This is a genomic window from Bradyrhizobium sp. AZCC 1610 (assembly GCF_036924515.1).
In the GTDB taxonomy this organism is placed as follows: domain Bacteria; phylum Pseudomonadota; class Alphaproteobacteria; order Rhizobiales; family Xanthobacteraceae; genus Bradyrhizobium.
Genome location: NZ_JAZHRR010000001.1, coordinates 3,371,804 through 3,387,997 on the forward strand (window position 1 = coordinate 3,371,804; position 16,194 = coordinate 3,387,997).

Annotated in this window: 19 protein-coding genes and 3 pseudogenes; 12 read left to right on the top strand and 10 right to left on the bottom strand. The window is 60.2% G+C overall.

Features of this window, described 5'->3' with window-relative positions; translation table 11 throughout:
• Nucleotide 1: 1 nt before the first annotated feature.
• Complete coding sequence (locus V1279_RS16675; RefSeq protein ID WP_334437771.1) at nucleotides 2-691, top strand: glycosyltransferase family 2 protein; 690 nt, start codon at nucleotides 2-4, stop codon at nucleotides 689-691.
• The gene (locus V1279_RS16680; RefSeq protein ID WP_334437773.1) at nucleotides 688-1,098 is read left to right on the top strand and encodes a DUF2304 domain-containing protein; all 411 of its coding nucleotides are present in this window, start codon (nucleotides 688-690) and stop codon (nucleotides 1,096-1,098) included. Before V1279_RS16675 ends, V1279_RS16680 begins: the two co-directional genes overlap by 4 nt.
• Before the next feature lie 32 nt (nucleotides 1,099-1,130).
• Here V1279_RS16680 and V1279_RS16685 read toward each other — a convergent pair whose 3' ends face one another.
• On the bottom strand, nucleotides 1,131-2,828 hold the full coding sequence (locus tag V1279_RS16685; RefSeq protein ID WP_334437775.1) for a hypothetical protein: 1,698 nt from the start codon (nucleotides 2,826-2,828) through the stop codon (nucleotides 1,131-1,133).
• Between the two features lie 195 nt (nucleotides 2,829-3,023).
• Here V1279_RS16685 and galE point away from each other — a divergent pair.
• Together galE and V1279_RS16695 are read left to right on the top strand one after the other, a co-directional pair.
• A pseudogene (gene galE, locus V1279_RS16690) lies at nucleotides 3,024-3,996 on the top strand (UDP-glucose 4-epimerase GalE); the annotation flags it as partial.
• 610 nt (nucleotides 3,997-4,606) lie between these two features.
• On the top strand, nucleotides 4,607-4,807 hold the full coding sequence (locus tag V1279_RS16695) for a hypothetical protein (RefSeq protein ID WP_334437778.1): 201 nt from the start codon (nucleotides 4,607-4,609) through the stop codon (nucleotides 4,805-4,807).
• Between the two features lie 788 nt (nucleotides 4,808-5,595).
• On the opposite strand, the gene V1279_RS16700 is transcribed toward V1279_RS16695, so the two are convergent.
• Nucleotides 5,596-5,829: a hypothetical protein gene (locus tag V1279_RS16700; protein ID WP_334437781.1), complete on the bottom strand. Its 234-nt coding sequence runs from the start codon at nucleotides 5,827-5,829 to the stop codon at nucleotides 5,596-5,598.
• A gap of 154 nt (nucleotides 5,830-5,983) precedes the next feature.
• Here V1279_RS16700 and V1279_RS16705 point away from each other — a divergent pair, with 154 nt between their 5' ends.
• Nucleotides 5,984-6,166 (top strand): hypothetical protein, encoded by a 183-nt coding sequence (locus tag V1279_RS16705; protein WP_334437784.1) that lies wholly within the window; start codon nucleotides 5,984-5,986, stop codon nucleotides 6,164-6,166.
• A gap of 17 nt (nucleotides 6,167-6,183) precedes the next feature.
• Here V1279_RS16705 and V1279_RS16710 read toward each other — a convergent pair whose 3' ends face one another.
• Complete coding sequence (locus V1279_RS16710; RefSeq protein ID WP_334437787.1) at nucleotides 6,184-6,387, bottom strand: cold-shock protein; 204 nt, start codon at nucleotides 6,385-6,387, stop codon at nucleotides 6,184-6,186.
• Nucleotides 6,388-7,216: 829 nt separating this feature from the next.
• On the opposite strand from V1279_RS16710, the pseudogene V1279_RS37850 reads away from it, so the two are divergent.
• Nucleotides 7,217-7,324: pseudogene (locus V1279_RS37850) on the top strand (PEPxxWA-CTERM sorting domain-containing protein); the annotation flags it as partial.
• A 79-nt stretch (nucleotides 7,325-7,403) separates the two neighbouring features.
• Here V1279_RS37850 and V1279_RS16720 read toward each other — a convergent pair.
• Nucleotides 7,404-7,655 carry a hypothetical protein gene (locus V1279_RS16720; RefSeq protein ID WP_334446772.1) on the bottom strand — a complete coding sequence of 84 codons (252 nt, stop codon included), beginning with the start codon at nucleotides 7,653-7,655 and terminating at the stop codon, nucleotides 7,404-7,406.
• A gap of 90 nt (nucleotides 7,656-7,745) precedes the next feature.
• Between V1279_RS16720 and V1279_RS37855 the strand changes: the two genes are divergently transcribed.
• A complete protein-coding gene (locus tag V1279_RS37855) occupies nucleotides 7,746-7,856 on the top strand; it encodes an H-NS histone family protein (protein ID WP_442894891.1) in 111 nt (36 codons plus the stop codon).
• 464 nt (nucleotides 7,857-8,320) lie between these two features.
• Here the strand turns inward: V1279_RS37855 and V1279_RS16730 are convergent, their stop codons facing one another.
• Entirely contained in the window at nucleotides 8,321-8,830 is a 510-nt protein-coding gene (locus tag V1279_RS16730; protein ID WP_334437791.1) for a hypothetical protein, read from the bottom strand.
• Between the two features lie 871 nt (nucleotides 8,831-9,701).
• On the bottom strand, nucleotides 9,702-9,935 hold the full coding sequence (locus V1279_RS16735) for a hypothetical protein (protein ID WP_334437793.1): 234 nt from the start codon (nucleotides 9,933-9,935) through the stop codon (nucleotides 9,702-9,704).
• A 459-nt stretch (nucleotides 9,936-10,394) separates the two neighbouring features.
• On the opposite strand from V1279_RS16735, the pseudogene V1279_RS16740 reads away from it, so the two are divergent.
• Nucleotides 10,395-10,499 (top strand): annotated as a pseudogene (locus V1279_RS16740) (PEP-CTERM sorting domain-containing protein); the annotation flags it as partial.
• Nucleotides 10,500-10,943: 444 nt separating this feature from the next.
• Here the strand turns inward: V1279_RS16740 and V1279_RS16745 are convergent.
• The gene (locus tag V1279_RS16745; RefSeq protein ID WP_334437796.1) at nucleotides 10,944-11,339 is read right to left on the bottom strand and encodes a hypothetical protein; all 396 of its coding nucleotides are present in this window, start codon (nucleotides 11,337-11,339) and stop codon (nucleotides 10,944-10,946) included.
• Nucleotides 11,340-11,504: 165 nt separating this feature from the next.
• On the opposite strand from V1279_RS16745, the gene V1279_RS16750 reads away from it, so the two are divergent.
• Complete coding sequence (locus V1279_RS16750; RefSeq protein ID WP_334437798.1) at nucleotides 11,505-11,750, top strand: hypothetical protein; 246 nt, start codon at nucleotides 11,505-11,507, stop codon at nucleotides 11,748-11,750.
• A gap of 10 nt (nucleotides 11,751-11,760) precedes the next feature.
• Here the strand turns inward: V1279_RS16750 and V1279_RS16755 are convergent, their stop codons facing one another.
• The 3 genes from V1279_RS16755 to V1279_RS16765 all read right to left on the bottom strand — a co-directional run bounded on the left by V1279_RS16755 (nucleotide 11,761) and on the right by V1279_RS16765 (nucleotide 13,676).
• Nucleotides 11,761-12,147, bottom strand: a complete 387-nt coding sequence (locus tag V1279_RS16755; RefSeq protein WP_334437800.1) for a hypothetical protein — start codon at nucleotides 12,145-12,147, stop codon at nucleotides 11,761-11,763.
• Nucleotides 12,148-12,373: 226 nt separating this feature from the next.
• A complete protein-coding gene (locus tag V1279_RS16760) occupies nucleotides 12,374-13,096 on the bottom strand; it encodes a PEPxxWA-CTERM sorting domain-containing protein (RefSeq protein WP_334437802.1) in 723 nt (240 codons plus the stop codon).
• 40 nt (nucleotides 13,097-13,136) lie between these two features.
• Nucleotides 13,137-13,676: a hypothetical protein gene (locus V1279_RS16765; protein WP_334437804.1), complete on the bottom strand. Its 540-nt coding sequence runs from the start codon at nucleotides 13,674-13,676 to the stop codon at nucleotides 13,137-13,139.
• An 813-nt stretch (nucleotides 13,677-14,489) separates the two neighbouring features.
• Here V1279_RS16765 and V1279_RS16770 point away from each other — a divergent pair.
• From V1279_RS16770 to V1279_RS16780, 3 genes are all read left to right on the top strand, one after another.
• Nucleotides 14,490-15,089 (top strand): formyltransferase family protein, encoded by a 600-nt coding sequence (locus tag V1279_RS16770; RefSeq protein WP_334437806.1) that lies wholly within the window; start codon nucleotides 14,490-14,492, stop codon nucleotides 15,087-15,089.
• A gap of 191 nt (nucleotides 15,090-15,280) precedes the next feature.
• Nucleotides 15,281-15,634, top strand: a complete 354-nt coding sequence (locus V1279_RS16775) for a hypothetical protein (RefSeq protein ID WP_334437808.1) — start codon at nucleotides 15,281-15,283, stop codon at nucleotides 15,632-15,634.
• Complete coding sequence (locus tag V1279_RS16780) at nucleotides 15,579-16,133, top strand: hypothetical protein (protein ID WP_334437811.1); 555 nt, start codon at nucleotides 15,579-15,581, stop codon at nucleotides 16,131-16,133. Before V1279_RS16775 ends, V1279_RS16780 begins: the two co-directional genes overlap by 56 nt.
• The last annotated feature ends 61 nt before the right edge of the window (nucleotides 16,134-16,194 follow it).

Sequence of the window (16,194 nt, forward strand, 5' to 3'; positions counted from 1 at the left end):
GATGACCAGCCGGATTCGTAATCCCTGGGTCGTTGTCGCGGCGTACAATGAAGCGCCGGTGGTCGGCAGAGTCGTGTCCGGCATTTGCCGCGCCGGATACGCGGTCGTCGTGGTCGATGACGGCTCCAGCGACAGGACCGGCGACGTCGCGTTGCTCGCAGGCGCGGCCGTCGTCCGGCATCCGGTCAACCTCGGACAGGGCGCCGCGCTGCAGACCGGCATCGACTACGCCCTCGAGCAGGGTGCGGATGCGCTCGTCACGTTCGACGCCGACGGCCAGCATTCCCCCGTGGCCATCGCGGCGCTGCTCGCGGCGATCGAGCAGCCCGGCATCGATTTCGCGCTCGGCAGCCGCTTTCTCACTGGTGCGACGGCAAATCTGCCGGCGTCGCGCCGCATCCTGCTCAGCGCCGCGCTCCGGTTCACACGCGCGAGCACCGGACTGCCGGTCACCGATACCCACAATGGCCTACGGGCGATGACCGCGTGCGGCGCCCGCGCGATCTCGTTGCGACAGAACCGAATGGCGCACGCCTCCGAGATCCTGCACCAGATCGCGCAGAGCCGCCTGCGCTTTGTCGAGGTGCCGGTGAACATCGAGTACAGCGCCTATTCGCTGGGCAAGGGTCAACGCATCACCGATGCGCTGGCCATCCTGATCGATCTGTTTGCGCGGAGGCTCTACCGATGATCGCGCAGCTGCTGTTGACGGCCATTCTGGCGTTGGTTCTGGTCTACGCCTGGTCGGCGCATCGGACGGTGCCGATCATCGGCCTGCTCGCGAGCGGCGCTGCGCTCGCCGGCCTCTACTTCGTCTGGGTACCGGAGCATGCCACCGCCCTTGCCGCCTTCGTGGGAATCGGCCGCGGCTCCGACCTCATCCTCTACACATGGGTCGTGATCAGCCTGCTCATCATGCTCAACTTGCATCTCAAGTTGCGGCTCCAGCTCGACATGATCACGCGGCTGGCGCGCGCCGTCGCGATCGATCGCGCCAAGGAGAGCCGGCGTGAGGCAGGCCCGCCGCGAAAACGTCGCCCGGTCAGGTTGGGCCGAAAGGCCGAGGCGCCCCCGATCGAATTGCAGGCGAAGAAGTAGATGCCATTGCCAAGTCGCGCCGGCATTTGGCGTCAGTCGCCGAGCCCGCGACGTTGGGCGTAGATCTGGGCGAACGGGCGGCCAAATCGCGTGACCTCATCAACCAGTACGGCCGACGTGCCGTTGGCACAGGGCCAGCGCTCGGTGGCGATCAGGTAGTCAGCCTTGCGCAGATCGGTTTCGGCAATCCAGTTGCGACGGAACATCACGCCGGCCAGTTGCTCGCGCCAGCCCAGGCAGACCAGCACGCGCGGTGGATCGCCCGCGAACCGGCCTTCGGCGTCAATTCGACTCTCGAGGCGGCGCAGCGCCTCGGGAGCCGCCATGCCCCAATAGTCGAGGTCGAATCGGCCGTAAGCGCCGGCGACGCCGCCTGCCAGACTGTTCATTGCGATATATTCGAGCGGATGCAGGATGACGAGCGTCGCCACGATGACGGCCGTGTGCGCGACCCCGAGGGCCGCGGGCACAATCGGGAGGCGTCGAAAGAAGGGCAAGAGGCTCGTCAGCCCGCGCGCGGCCACGATGGCGAGCATTGGGATCACGAACAATACGTGGCGGATACCGTCATAGAGCGTCGAGCCCTGCAGGATGAGCACCCCGATGGGCCCGAACGCCGCCACACTGACGACCAGCACCGCGCGCGATCCTGCGAGCTCGGCCGCGACTGGTGGCAGTCCTGCAACGCCGGACCGACGCAGGGCGCCGAGGCCGGCGCGCGTCCACGACACTGCAGCACTGATCCAGACCGCCATGCCGAGCAACAGCAACGCCAAGAAGCCCTCGGGCAAACGCGCCGCGAGCTGTCCGGGGATGTACCAGGCGGGCAGGTTATCGGTGAACGTGCGCCGGCCCCAGTTCTGGAATTCGAACGAGGTGTCGAGCGGAGCAAAGTGCCGATAGGCCTCGAGGAATCGCATGAGCGGATGTCCAGTCTGCAACCACGGCCAGAGCGCAATCGCCGTCAGCCAGGCGACCAGGATGACGAGCAGCGTATGCAAGGCGATCTGGCGCAATTGGCCATAGCCCGCGCGGCCATGGCGCAGCAGCGCCTCGAGCGCGCACAGGCTCATGCCACCGACGAGATAGGCGTGCGTAATCACCCCGCCGGTGCGCGTCGCAATGGCGAGGCCAGTGGCAAGGCCCGTCGCCAGGGTCAGACGCCAGCTCGGCACCTCCTGCCGCACCATCAGGACGATCAAGAGCGTCGACCAGCTCATGGCGAACAGGAACGGCACGTCGATCGGGGCGAAGAACAGGTTGCCGTAAAGGTAGCCGGTCAGCAGGCACAGGGTGAGCGCCGTCAACCCAGCCCAGTACCCGACCGTGAGCCGTGCCAACGGCACGACGGCGGCGAGCCCAGCGAGGCCGAACAGGAAGGTGATGGCGTGCCGGACCGTGATCGGGCTCGCGAGCTCAAGCGACTGCACGGCCGCGACGAGCATCTGAAACCACGGTCCATACATCCACAGATACTCTTCGACCGTCTCGAAATGAGACCGGTCCGCAAAGGCGCTCGTGTACCAGGCAAGCGCCTTGGGGCCGTAATCGTCGGTGTTGAATTCGTCGGTCGACAGCCCGTAATCCGCGGCGGTCGCAAGCCCGATGACCAAGGCCACGCTCAGCACAAGGAGCACGAGCAACATCTCGGCATGGCGAGCAGCAAATGCGAGGCCGAGTTTCGGCCTCGCAAACCCAGAGCCGTCGCCATCCACCTGTTCAAGCGCCATGCATTGTCCTTACCTGGTTGCATGACAACGCACTGGTGCCGCCTGCATCACATCAGGCGACACCCGGCTAAATTCGCTTAATCGGGAATGGACCCCCAGCGCACCTCAAGTGTTGTCCTTGGCATCGGCTTTCATAACGCCCCTGAAGGGAACTTTGTTCCGAAGTTTCAAATCAGGTTTCCCAAGGCGATAGCAATGGCGATCCTTATCACCGGTGGTGCCGGATACATCGGGAGCCACATGGTGCACGAACTCGCTGATCGTGGCGAACTGCCCATCGTGATCGACGATTTTTCGTCGGGCTTCGAATGGGCAATGCCATCCGGAGTTTTGGTTTTCGTTGAGGACATCGGGGATCAGCGGCGAGTTGCGAAGCTGATCGCGAAGTATGGGATTTCGGAGATCATTCATTTTGCGGCTTCTGCCGTTGTTCCGGAGTCGGTTGCCGAACCGCTTCGATATTATCGCAACAACACCGAAAATTCCCGAAGCCTGTTCGAGATCGCAATCAGGTGTGGAGTGCGGCGTTTTATCCTGTCGTCGACCGCTGCGGTGTACGGGAATCCGCCGGCAAATCCTGTCACGGAAGAGACCCCCATTGCGCCTGTATCACCTTACGGCTCATCCAAATTCATGGCCGAAACAATGCTGCGTGATGCTGCACGCGCTCATGGCCTACGCTACGTCATCTTGAGGTATTTCAACGTAGCAGGCGCCGATCCTGCTCTGCGCACTGGACAGGCAACGCGAGGGGCAACGCATCTTATCAAGGTTGCAGCGGAAACCGCGGTAGGTCTGCGAGAGAAGATGCAGGTTTTCGGCACCGATTACCCCACGCCTGACGGGACCTGCATTCGCGACTATATCCACGTGAGCGACCTCGTAAACGCCCATTGTCACGCGCTTTCATACCTGCGCGGTGGTGGAGAGTCCCTGACGCTAAATTGCGGCTACGGCCGCGGCTTTTCGGTCTTGCAGGTGATCGAGGCCATGCGGCACGAATCCGGAAACGACTTTCCCGTCGAACTTGCCGCCCGCCGGCCTGGCGATCCGGCGGAGATCGTGGCGTCGGCGGAACGGATGCGCAATCTGCTAGGCTGGCGGCCTCAATGGGATGATCTTGATCGTCCGTCATGCGCTCGCTTGGGAACGCAAACTATTGGCACAAGGTAACGCGGCGCAGCGCATCGCAACTACGGCTCTGCCTCACCCCAACAGCGGAAATCCGCCACCTGGGACCGTTTGGGTCAGCAGGCCTCGGTCGAGCCGCGCATTCCGCGCCTCGCAGGACGCCTCGGGGACGAGCAAACAGGCGTGACAGGCGGCGCCCTGCAGCGGATATTCTTCGCTTCCCACAGTGCGCCCCGCAGAAGTGCGGACAGCTAACTTCGCTTCCGCGTGCGGCTTCCAAAGAGGTCGGAGCCCCAGAATGCGACGAGGATCAGCGCGCAGGTCACAAGGCCTAACATCGCCAGAATTGTTTCGAGCATCATCGAATCAACTCCTATGCTGGGATGCTGCCATCAAAGGCAGCAATACTGAACGGCCCTTTCATTGTTCGACGTGATGCAGAGAAAGGGCCCCAGGGTGGGAGGTTGGAGTCAACCGCTGGGGCCGTCCTTGTCTTATGCCGGGCAAGCCGTCCCATGCCGTCCCTGCATGCGTCAAGCTAAGATTCGATTTCGGCCGCTGTCTGTCCGGCACCCGACAATTCGACGGAACGCGACTCGCCGCCAACCGTTTTGCACACACGGGCTTATCTGTCGCGGAGTCAGACCATGCAGCGACGCCGTATCAAGCATTCGCTCACGCTCGAAGAAGAATTAGCTGAGGAATCGAAGCGCCTACGAGAACAAGCCAATCGCCTGCCCATGGGCCATGAGCGCGAAGCTCTTCTCAAAAGAGCAAGCCTGGCCGACACGGCTTCCCATCTCTCCGAATGGCTCACGTCGTCCGGGTTGCAACCTCCCAAGACGTAAGGCTGCCTCAGTTTAGGCTTTCCTCGCTATCTCCAGGATGCCATCGCGATCTTGCACGACGGCAACGAACCCTCTCTTTTCGAGCCAGCGAAGTCCAAGCGCAAGTTGCCTCAGGTCGTTTCTGGCGTGGCCGACTGGAAGCTTCCGGGCCCGTCTCAAGGCGTCTGCGGCTTGCCGTCTAATCGGCGACTCTGCTGTCTTTAATTGCTGCTGACGCATCGCGGCCCCACCCACACGAGGCCAATTAAAATCCCGCGCCGCTCACCCGTCTGTCCGGCATCAGACTCTACATCGAGTTTCGGGAAAAACGGCAGAGCGATGGAACGGTTGGCCTCGAAATGAATCTACTATGGCTTCCGGTTCTAGCCCCCAAAGCCCCACCGGAAGAAAACCCTTCGAGGGTTGACGGCTCCAGCTTCCAACAGGCTGGAGCCGTTTAAGGTTGTCTGGATGGTGGAATGGCCCTGCACTTCAGCCGCATCGCTCCCGCGACAGAGGCGCTGGAAATATGGAGCGCAAGCGAGAGCGGCTACTCATTTGTAATCAGTAATGAGAGCCGCAGTGGTTCTGGACTCCACGGGCAGCCCGGCTTTGTAGCTTCCTGGCGCCCCATCAATTCCAACAGGACCGCCATCCGGATAGGTGGATCACCCTTTAAGACGTTTGCGGAAGCCGAGAAGGCCTGTGAGGCCATGGTGGCGCACCTGACCAAATAGCTTCGGATCTGGCGTAGCCCTTGCTCATGTCGGTCGAGTTCTTTGGCCTAAAGTTTCAGGGTGCCGCAAACTCTAAAGCGGCAGGGATCCTTGTCCCTCAGCCCAATCGATGACCTCGAATAGCATGCCCCGTCCAAGCATTTCGGATTCCAGGTCCGCTGCGTGTTTCTTCCACTCTGGCGTATCGCGGACCTTGAACTTGGGTTCGTCGCCCTGGCGTTCAGCCGCGTCATCGGCAGCCAAAGCACCACGGACGGCAGCGTACATCATCGTGAGGCTGTCATTCGTGAATGCCTGATAATCCATCTACTCTCCTGCAAAAAGCCGTCGCAGGTATTCCCAGCGACGGCTCTCCCCGATACGCGTGACCACCAGAAGGTCACGAGGATCGTGGCGGATTGTGGTTAACAAAGCAGCAAGGCTGCTGTCCTAAGATGTATTTGCTCGCCGGAGGGCCGGAATGACCGAATACGTCGTCACGAAAGTTGGCCATCATCAATGGCTCGTGTTTGCGGATCGGCAAAGCATTGCTTTTTGCGTTGACGAGAACGAGGCAGTGAAAGCGATGACCGAGCATAGCACACGCAACCGTCGGTCACGTGAGTCTGCGGACAATTCGCCAGAGCAAAGCCCGCCGGCGTGAACCAGCGGGCTTTGAATTCACCCGACTCTTAGATTTTCCGCGGACGTTTTGCCCCGGTTGCTCACTTCTTCATAGCTCACCTTGGCACCCTCATTGAGGCTGCTCAGGCCGGCCTTCTCAACAGCTGAAATGTGCACGAAAACATCCTTGCCGCCGCTGTCCGGCTGGATAAATCCGTACCCCTTGGTTGCATTGAACCACTTCACTGTCCCTATCGCCACTTCAGTATCTCCCGCTAACGAAAAGGTGGAATTCAAATACGCGCGATTCGTCGGCCAAACTGGTGGCAGCTTGGTGGCAAAAATCCGTCGCTATGACGATTTAGCGACGGCTACTTGCCCTAGTTTGGGCCCAAGACGTATTTAATAGGGCCGACCTTGCTCGTTTTTAAATCATTAGATTTATTTTTATACTTGACGCTGGACGCGCGCATTAACCAAATTAAATTGCGCTTATGGGACTTACCCACGAAAAATAATTGAAGCCTCTCCGCAGCTCGTTCGGGCGATCGGGACGTGAAATCGCCGGTGCTTGGGGGGTGGTCGCGACTCCCGGACGATCTATCAGAGCTTTCTCATCAACTTCGGCTCTCAGGGAACCGACTCCCCGACGGATTTCGGCAAGCGCGCTTATGAAATGTGGAACGGTGGCGTCGGGGATGCATTGCTGGCCGTCGATCTGTTCATGAACCATTTCGCCGGCGTCAACGATCTGACGTTGGCGGTCACGACCGCGAGCGGCAGCCAGTCCGTCGCTGTGTCGGGCGGCGGGCTGACTCTCGGTGCCCTTGCCGGCACGCATCTGGTTGTCCTCAAGTTCGAGTTCGATCCGCTGAACCCTGACGTGGTCAGCCTGTTCCTCGACCCGACGGATTCCATCGAATCGAACTACCTCCCGGCGGCTTTGGTTTCCGTCGCGAACTCCGATCTGTTCGTCACCCATCACGGTGCCTACACCGGGTTCACCTTTTCGGGAGCCGGCCATGTTCCGGGCGCGTTCGACGAGGTGCGCTGGGGCGACACGCTCGCCGACGTCACGCCGTTCCTGGTTGCGGAAGTGCCGGAGCCCTCGACATGGGCGATGATGTTGCTCGGCTTCGCGGGCCTCGGCATAGGCGCTTATCGACGGTCGCGGAAGGCAGCAATGCTCGCTCTCTGATCGACCAACAATCCTCCTGTGCACGGAAAAAAGCATGCTTCACGTCGTGATTTTTTTCCCTCCGGGTTCATTGCTCGCGTCAGCGCACGCGCAACCAAGATGCTGTTTTTCGACCGAATGGCTTCACGATCGGTTTCTTGTCGAAAGGCCGCCTTCCGGGCGGCTTTTCTTTTGCTAAGTTCATTCCATCATGAGTCGGGTCGTGCACATGGGGCTGGGCATGAAAGACCGAGAACTGGAGACAATGGGGCTTGATGACCTCTGGGACCTGCATCAGCGGATCGTTGATGTCTTGGATCGAAAACTTGAGAACGAAAAGCGCAAGCTTCAAGACCAACTTGATGAGCTTGGTCGCAGGTTCGGTGGGTCTCCTAAAGACATCCCTCAGCGTCGGCCCTACCCCAAGGTCGAGCCAAAATTTATGAATCCTGACAATCCCTCAGAGACTTGGTCGGGGCGTGGTAAAATCCCGAGATGGTTAGCCACACTCATCGCGTCTGGGAGAAACCGCGATGAGTTTCGGATCCAGTAGCTTGCTGCCACAGAACGCCTTCGGGCGGTCTTTTACGACACCATGGTCAGCGGCTACACAGATTGAGGCGAGCCATGCGCGATCTGATCGAGTCCCCCGCGCGTCAACGGGTTAATCGGAACGCTTACGATCAATCGCCGTTAGAGTCGCAGACAAGATGACGAGACCAACGATCTTGCTTGGCGCCGTTGCCTTATTATTCCTGTCCGCACTTGCCAGCCCGGCTTCGGCGCAGCACGTAATTTCTAATCCGGGCTGGTGCGCCCAGTTCTATCCGAACGCAAATTGCCAGAACTACGGGCCCGGAAATCCCTACACGAGCTATGGCTGGCGGCGAGCGGGACCTCGTTACTACTGGGGCCACCGTCATCCCCGCCGCCATTGGCGCTGACGCCAGCCAGCGGGACGGAGCCTATCCAGACTCCATCGGCGTGAATTAGGTCGAGGCGAGCAGGTCGGTCGGTTCAATTATGCGATTGGGCTATGCTTCCGGCGCTCTGGCGCGCGTTGCATGCGACTTGTGGCAAGGCAAGGCTGAAAGCATCGACCAGCCGACGCCGCCAGGGTTGCGTTAGCATCGATAGCTTCCCTTCGAGCAGAGCTGCCTTTTCCCGGGCGCCCGTGCTTTCCGAGGTGGCCTTGAGCAATTCGGCCAAGAGCTTGTTCGTGCGTTCGCATTCTCTCTCAAAGTCGGTCCGATGGCCGCTGGCAATAGCCTTCATCTCGGTCAGTTCGGCCTGCAATATCTCAATTTTCTGCTTTAGGGCGGTGACCACCTGGTGACCGGCCTGTGCCTGCGGCTGACGGGAGCTTGGGGAATGGCTGATTTCGGTGAGGTCGACCTGCACAAGCGTCTTGCTGTCGTTGGAGCGCGACCGCGGCCATCGATGTCGTTTTACCAGAGCCCGAGCAGCCTCCGCGGAAATTTTGAGCCGTTCGCCCAGTTCCGCATACGTCAGCATCTCGACGGGCATGATATTCGCTCCCGTTTAACCGGACGGTCACCACCCGGACACAGCAGATGGTACCGATTTATAGTTAACTGTTGGTTTACTGCGAGTGGGCGCCCTGCTTTGCGACGACGCGACTTACGGCCGTACCAGCCCACATTTGCTTCAGGTTTGTGGAACTGCCCGGCATCGGCTTGGGCCGCTGTCTCGCGACTCGTAGCCCCGGCTCGGACCGAGCCGTTCATCCGGCAGCCTTCACCACGACAACCGCCCCGCCCGAAAAACATGGGTGACGGCTCACACCCCCAGGCACAAGCAACACCCTCGTCCCGGTGCCTTTCGCGGCAACGGTCCGCATTGAACCAGAATCAGCCTATCCTCTGCGGCGCCGCATCCCGAGCAGGTCGAGGCCCCAGAAGGCAATGAGGATCAGGGCGCAGGTGCTCACAGCCAGCAACAGTACAATTGCTTCCAGCATGATCGAATCACTCCGCTGGTGTCACAAAAAGCATGCGCTTCGGTCGCGAAATTGTCATCATTCAGTTGCCGCCAACGTCTGGACGAAACCATTTTCCGAGGACGACGAAAACGTCCTGAAACAAACGGCTGTCTAACTGGTTGTTAAGAAAACAGGGACGGCCAACATGCAATTCTTCTTCGATCTCATTTGGAACCAGTCACGCAGCAGATTCCTCGCCACAATCCATGAGCGGGAGGCCGGGCAATGATCGAGCTCTCAGCAGCTATCCTCGCCCTGGTCAGCGTGGGCATCTTCGCCGCCCATGCGCTGGATGCCTACCGCACCGGCTAGGCTCGCAGCGGAGGCCGCATCAGAACCTCGCCTCGAGGGCCGCAGGCGTTGCGTCAGTGGCATTGTCAGATGCCAGGCTTGGCCTCAGTGGCATTCGTCAGACGCAGGCGGCCTGTTGTCGCTCTCTGTCCAATCGAAATCCATGGACTCCGGATCGGTGGCCCGCGAGCGCGCTTTTAGCGGTAGCCCTAGTTGGTGAGCCTTGAAGGCCACCCCACCCACGGTTCGATCCATCTTTTCGGCAATCGCTTGAACTGAATAGTTTTGAGCGAGAGTCTTGAGGTCTCTGATATCCCCGGCACTCCAGCGCTTGGCCATGTTTATCGCTCCCCTACTCCGGGGCTTAAATCGGGGAAAAGTGGAAAGTTCCCTTCGAGCGCCCCACCCGAACAATTTAACCGTAATTATGCCGATTGACCCCGGTTCCCTTGCCTGAAATTATGGGTCGGATTAAATGACTCTATTAGCTCAATTAAACGCGCCGAGACGTTTGCGGGCAAGAAAATAATCCGCCAGGCACGATCATCGTAAGCCCCCATCAGGAGACCATCGCCTTTCCGGAGGGTTCTTTTGGTGACGGCTTCCAAATATTGGAGCGATGCCTCATGCATACGCGATCCAAAAGATATCTCCGGCGTCACCGCGCACGGTTGAGGGCGCAACGACGAGCGTCGTTGAAGCCATTTCTGTGTGAAGACCGCCTGGCCCAACAGATTGCCGTCGGGATGAAGAAGCGTTGGCCCGAGATCTCCGGCTATTCGCGCGCCCACGACCCGGCCCGAGCCCTCGACCTGGGCCATGATGATCCTGGGGTTCGCCGGCGACGGCTTTCTGGCCTATCGCCGCCGCAACCAGACGGCGGTAGCGCTTCGCCGAGCCTGATCCTCAACTAGCCTGATCCTCAACCAGCATCAGAATTACAGGCCGCCTCCGGGCGGCCTTTGTTTTTCACGCCTCGGGGCGGCCGACCTCAGCTACGCTGAATGGGCGGTGAATTGTCCGTTCAGCCGCCATTGCGCGATGGTCTATGACTGTGTCGGCATACCGCCTGCCACAAGAACGTCGCGCTTGAAGGGCGTCCTAATTTCGCAAGCCGGCCTTCCCGAGCGCACACGCAGCATCGATATGGAAACGTACAGTCCGCCGTGGCCATTTCCGGAGCGGAGATCGGCCGCAGGGGAGATTGGGTGTTCGCCGGAGGGACCGAATGGCGAAGTCCTGATACAGTTGCCGTGCGGCGTCGATGCCATCGCGGGTGCTGGCGAGACGAATGTCCATCACGGCGAGCGTCGGTTGCGCCTCGCAGCATGGACCGCAATTTGATCGCTAACATCCGCGGCAGATCCCCGTGAACCTACTCATCTCCGGGCGTCCCGGCCGCCGGACCGGTGGCTTTCGCGGCTTATGACGCGGGCCAATAATCCGTTGCGACGGGCCGACATAGGGCGTCGCAAGGCGTGCGCGAGGCGCCGGCGTATCGACCGCGCCGTACGAGGTCGGCGGCGGCGGACGGTTGGGACTGAGCGGCGGGATTGCCGCGGCATTACCGATGCCGCTGGGATCGGAAAGCGCGCGCGGATTGGCTGGGCCGAACGGCACGCCTGATATCGATGAATTGCCGGCGCCGGCCGAGCCGGCTGGCGGTGTCAATTGCGCGAATGCGCTTGCGGGGGCGATCAGGCCGAGCACCACAAAGAGAGCAAGCGCCGGATTTCGGGACATCGAGGTCTCTCCAGGAGGCACAGCATCCAACGATCAGGCTGCGTGCGCGTTCCCTCGCTTCCAGGCGGACTGTCTATTTGAAGCTGTTCGTCTTGTGATGGAGTAGGCGTCGGCCAGAGAATCAGGCTTATTCATGGCGCGATCACGTTTTGAGATTCCGGCGGCATGAACCAGCCTGAGATCCTCGATCCCGATATCCGCGCCCTGCAGCAGTGGCTGCGCGCTGCCTGGCAGCAGCTCGGCGATCCCTCCCTCACCGCCTTTACCCGGCGCGAGTTGCGCAACCAGATGAAGCAGTGCAGCGCCGACCTGCGGGCGCGACTGCAGATGGTGGCCGAGCAACAGTCCGAGCCGGTTCAGCCACCGATCCCGGCCTACTCCCGGCCAGAGCTGCGCATCCTGTCATGGTGACGGAACAAGGTCAGGCGCCTGCCGCTCCGCCGCCAGCCACGAACACACCGCTGACGGCACCGCGCCGATGAGGCCGAATAGCAGGACGTCGGGCCCGTAGGCGAAAACCCATCCTGAACGCTACTGCCAGCGGCAGGTAGCTGATCGCGTAGCCGAACAACGCCGTGACCGCGATGCGGTACGAAACGTTGCGCTTTGCCAGCGCATAGTCGAACCACGCGGCCAATAGCGCGGGGACCAAGCCGACCAGATATATCGTCGGCAGCATCATGATTTGGGCGATATCGAACGTGTTCGGGCTGCCCGCAAGCCAATTGGCAATCTGCAGCATCACCCAGAACGCGACGACGAAGCCGAGCGGCGGCGCTATAGCGGCGAAGATAAGAAGGCGTTTCATGGCAAAATTCCCTGGCTGCCAATCTTTGCCGGAAGGGTAACGCCGCGTCGTTTGTCCCGATGTGAGGCCTCTCACGCTGGCGGGCGCCGCTGCTCCCCTCTACGGTCCCAAGCGCGGCGCTAAGGGCAATTCCGCCTAAGTACCGGGCTCGGATAAAGGCCTATGAGGGCACGGCAAACAAGAAGACCGCCCGAAGGCGGTCTCTGTGTTCTTCGAACCTTATTGATCAGGCTGCGAGTGCTGCCGTCTTGCGACGTCGATAGGTCATGTAGCCGACGCCCGCAAAGCCGAGGATCATCATCGCCCACGTGGACGGCTCGGGGACGGCGGTTATGGCCGTCATCGTGCCTGTGAAGACACCGTCGCCTGTGAAGGTTACTTGGGTCACAAACGCTGTCGAGCTATTGGGGTCGACACCCAAGCTTTCGTCGATACCTAGGACCTTGAACTTGCTCACGCCGTTCGGACCAAAATCGAACAGGGTGTTTGCTAGGAGATCTGCGGCGAAGACGTAGTTCGTTCCATTCCAAATATACAGGCCGTAAGCGTGCCCCAAGCCCAACTCTGGCAAAATCACGCTCGCGAAGTTCGGCCCGCCATCGCCTACCGAAAAGATATAACCCAGCGCTGCAGCCGGATCCAGATTGTAGGTCTGGCCGTGGGTGACATCGATATGGAAGCTGTAGACCGTATCACCGACTGCATTGACAGACGAGACGGGCACATAGACCGGACCACTGAATTGCGAAACCGCGGTGGGATGGAAATCAAAAAAGCTGTGCGAGCTGGCTCCGGTGGTCGCATTGCTTGGCGTCCGGTAGTCATCCCGGATAACCACGCCGTAATGACCGTTAGGAGAAAGGTTCGCCGAAGCGGGAACGGTAAAGCTCGTCTGATCCGACGGAAGATCTATCCTGAAGATTTGCTGTCTGTTGTTATTGAGATCCACGATAAAGATCCGGGTCGCCTGCTGGTAGCCGCCCGGCGGATTATAGGCCGGCGCGTTCCAGGAAATCGTGGGCGTCGTTGTTGCGTTTGAGGCTCCGCTGATGCGCAATTCCCGTAATGAAGGGAGGCACCCCGATGCTGGAGTCAATCGCGGCTGTATTAACTACGAGCGTGTTGGTGTAGTTCGGGTTGGTAACGGTGAGTTGCCACGGTCCGAGAAGGTTCGGGTTGTACGCAATCCTTCTATCGAAAAGATTGGGGTCCGGAATGGCATTGAGATAGGGGACATTAACTTGGACGCCGTTCTGCGTTGCAGTTACGGTCGTGTTGGCTCCGAAGGCTGGATCAGCATTTGATCCGCTTGGATGAAATCGTCCGCCGAATTCCAAGAATTGAGATGCGACGGGCTGGCCAAATGCAACGTTGGAAGAGTTGTATCCGATAAAATTGAACGTGCCGGGGAATCCAGACGTTCCGGTATTCTGCACGATTGTGTCGGCTTGAGTGATCGTTGGTGCGACAATCAAAGCCGCAATTGCGAAGGTAGCCAACTTCCCGCGCGGCGATTCAAATACTTGCATCACTGCCTCCAACAATGAATTTGATTAAATATTGCCGACATTGAAACTTAATTCAGTTTGAGCTTGCAGTGCATGCCTGTCAATTGCGGATTCAAGAACACGCACGAAATAGCTTCAGCGCGCTTCACCCGTTTGGGGTACGCGCATCAGCTGACGCCGACCATTCCTGAGCGCCTTCGTACCGGGAAAGCCTGGAAGGTCGCTTATACTTATTCACCGTGCGGCCAAGCCGATATTTATTACGTTCCAATTAGCTGCTCTTTAGATAAGCCTATTTGAAAAGCGCCCAATCATTCCGCCTCATCACTTGCGAGGGCTTCTCGATTTGCCCTTCCGGTCGGCCGGGGCTCTTCATAGGCAAGGGCCGGATCGGGAGAAAAATGCAAATCTTAGCGAACTAGGTCAAAAGCTAGTCCAGCAGCCTTCCGCCTTCGTCCAGCAGGCCGGCCATGGTCCAATAGCGCAATCGGGGTTGAGTTTGCGGAGCCAGGGCATGGCCTATGAGAGCGCCACAGAACCATGGCGGCAAATATCAATGCCTTGGGGGCAATTGGCGATGACGAGCGCTCTCATTTGTCTGGCGACACGGGGCGCGCTCGTCGCTGCGGCCGCGTCAGCGCAAGCTCCGCGCTCCTACATCCTTCAATCCTCGGCCAGCTTGTGATGTTTTCGATGCCCTCGACGAACCGCAGTGGCTGGACCGGCTGCGCCGGTCCGCCCTGTTGATAACCCCAACGTCCTGGGCCCAGCGTCGAAACAGGCCGCCATGGTGTGCTATCGGCATACCGGCCTGATTAACGACGGACAGAACACATGCGGATCACCCTGGTCGGTTCCCGCCATTTCGGCGCGACGACATTCAACACGCTGCGCCAACACGGGGTCGATATCGTCCGCGTTGTCGTCCACGATGGCGAGGACCGGCTTGCCGCCACCGCGCGGGCCGCCGGGATCGAGGTCGTCGTGCAGGCCGATCCGAAGCGCGTGGTCGCATCGGAAGTCGCGGCCAATACCGACCTGATCGTGACCGCGCACAGCCATGCCCGCGTCACCAGGGAAGCGCTGGCTGCCGCCAAACTCGGCGGCATCGGCTACCACCCTTCGCTCCTGCCCCGGCACCGCGGCATCGCCGCCGTGGAATGGACCATCAAGGAAGGCGATCCGATCGCCGGCGGCACCATCTACCACCTCGCCGACCGCATGGATGCCGGCGCCATCGCGGCGCAGGAGTGGGTGTTCGTCAGGAAGGGAGAGACCGCCCGCGAGCTCTGGGAGCGGGCGCTGGCCCCGCTGGGCCAGAAACTGCTCGCGGACGTCATCTTTCACGCCAAGACCCACCACAGCCTCCCTGCCACTCCGCAGGACGAGGAATTCGCCACCAAAGCGCCCAACCTGTTCGACGCGAAACACTGAGCCCTACCGAGATACCTCTGGCACTGCTATTGCTGCAGGAAACGTGACGAAGTCGCGACTTTCCCGGAACCAGATTCACCTTGATGTGTTTGAGATTTCGGGAACTTTCCACAGTGTTGCGTCGCACCCAAGTTTGGACACATTGTGACCGGATAAGGCGCGTCATCACACACATCTCAAGGATTTGATCCATGCGCGCCAATCGCATCAGCAACATTTTGTTTGCTTCGTTTCTTGCCTCCGCCGCGACCTTGGCCGCAGCTCCGGCCTCCGCCCAGTCGCCCTATGACGGCCTTTGGCAGGTTACCGTTGTCACAAAAACGGGCAGTTGCGATGCGCAGACTACCTCGACCGTGAACGTCGCTGGCGGCAAGATTTCCGGCGGTCCGGTTTCCGGCAGTGTCGGCAGCGGGGGACTTGTACGAGTCTCGATCAATGGTGCATATGCGAACGGTCAACTCAGTGGCAACTCCGGATCGGGGAAATGGAATGGGGCTTCAGCTGGTGTCGCGTGCAGCGGTCGATGGGAAGCGTCCCGTCAGTAAGGCAAGCCAGACTTCAGAATTTTTCGCCAAAGCGCGGCGGCTGACATTCGCAGCCGTCGCGTTTTTTTTGACGGCCTTCGCCGCCTCCACCAGCTACGCCCAGTCCAGTGCGTTCGCCGGCATGGCCGGCACCTGGTCCGGACCCGGCACCGTGACGCTGGATGACGGTTCTAGCGAGCGGATCCGCTGCCGGGCGACCTATAAGGTTATCGGCGCCAGCATGGACATGAGCCTCACCTGCGCCAGCGACGCCTACAGGTTCAACTTGCTGGCTGCGGTGATCGCAGCAGGCGGCGAAGTCAGCGGCACCTGGAGCGAGACCAGCCGGAATATCGGCGGCAATATCCAGGGTCGTGGCGCCAGCGGCAGTTTCCAGGTCATCGCCCAAGCGGCGGGCTTCGGCGCCAGCATCGCGCTGAAGACCACCGGCAATAAGCAGCATATCGCCATGAAGGCCGACAGCCAGTTCCGCGCTGCCAATATTACGCTGTCGAAGTAGGCCAATCCGCCCCGCCACCCTATCATCGCCCGCGAAGGCGGGCGACGACAGCACGGGAGTT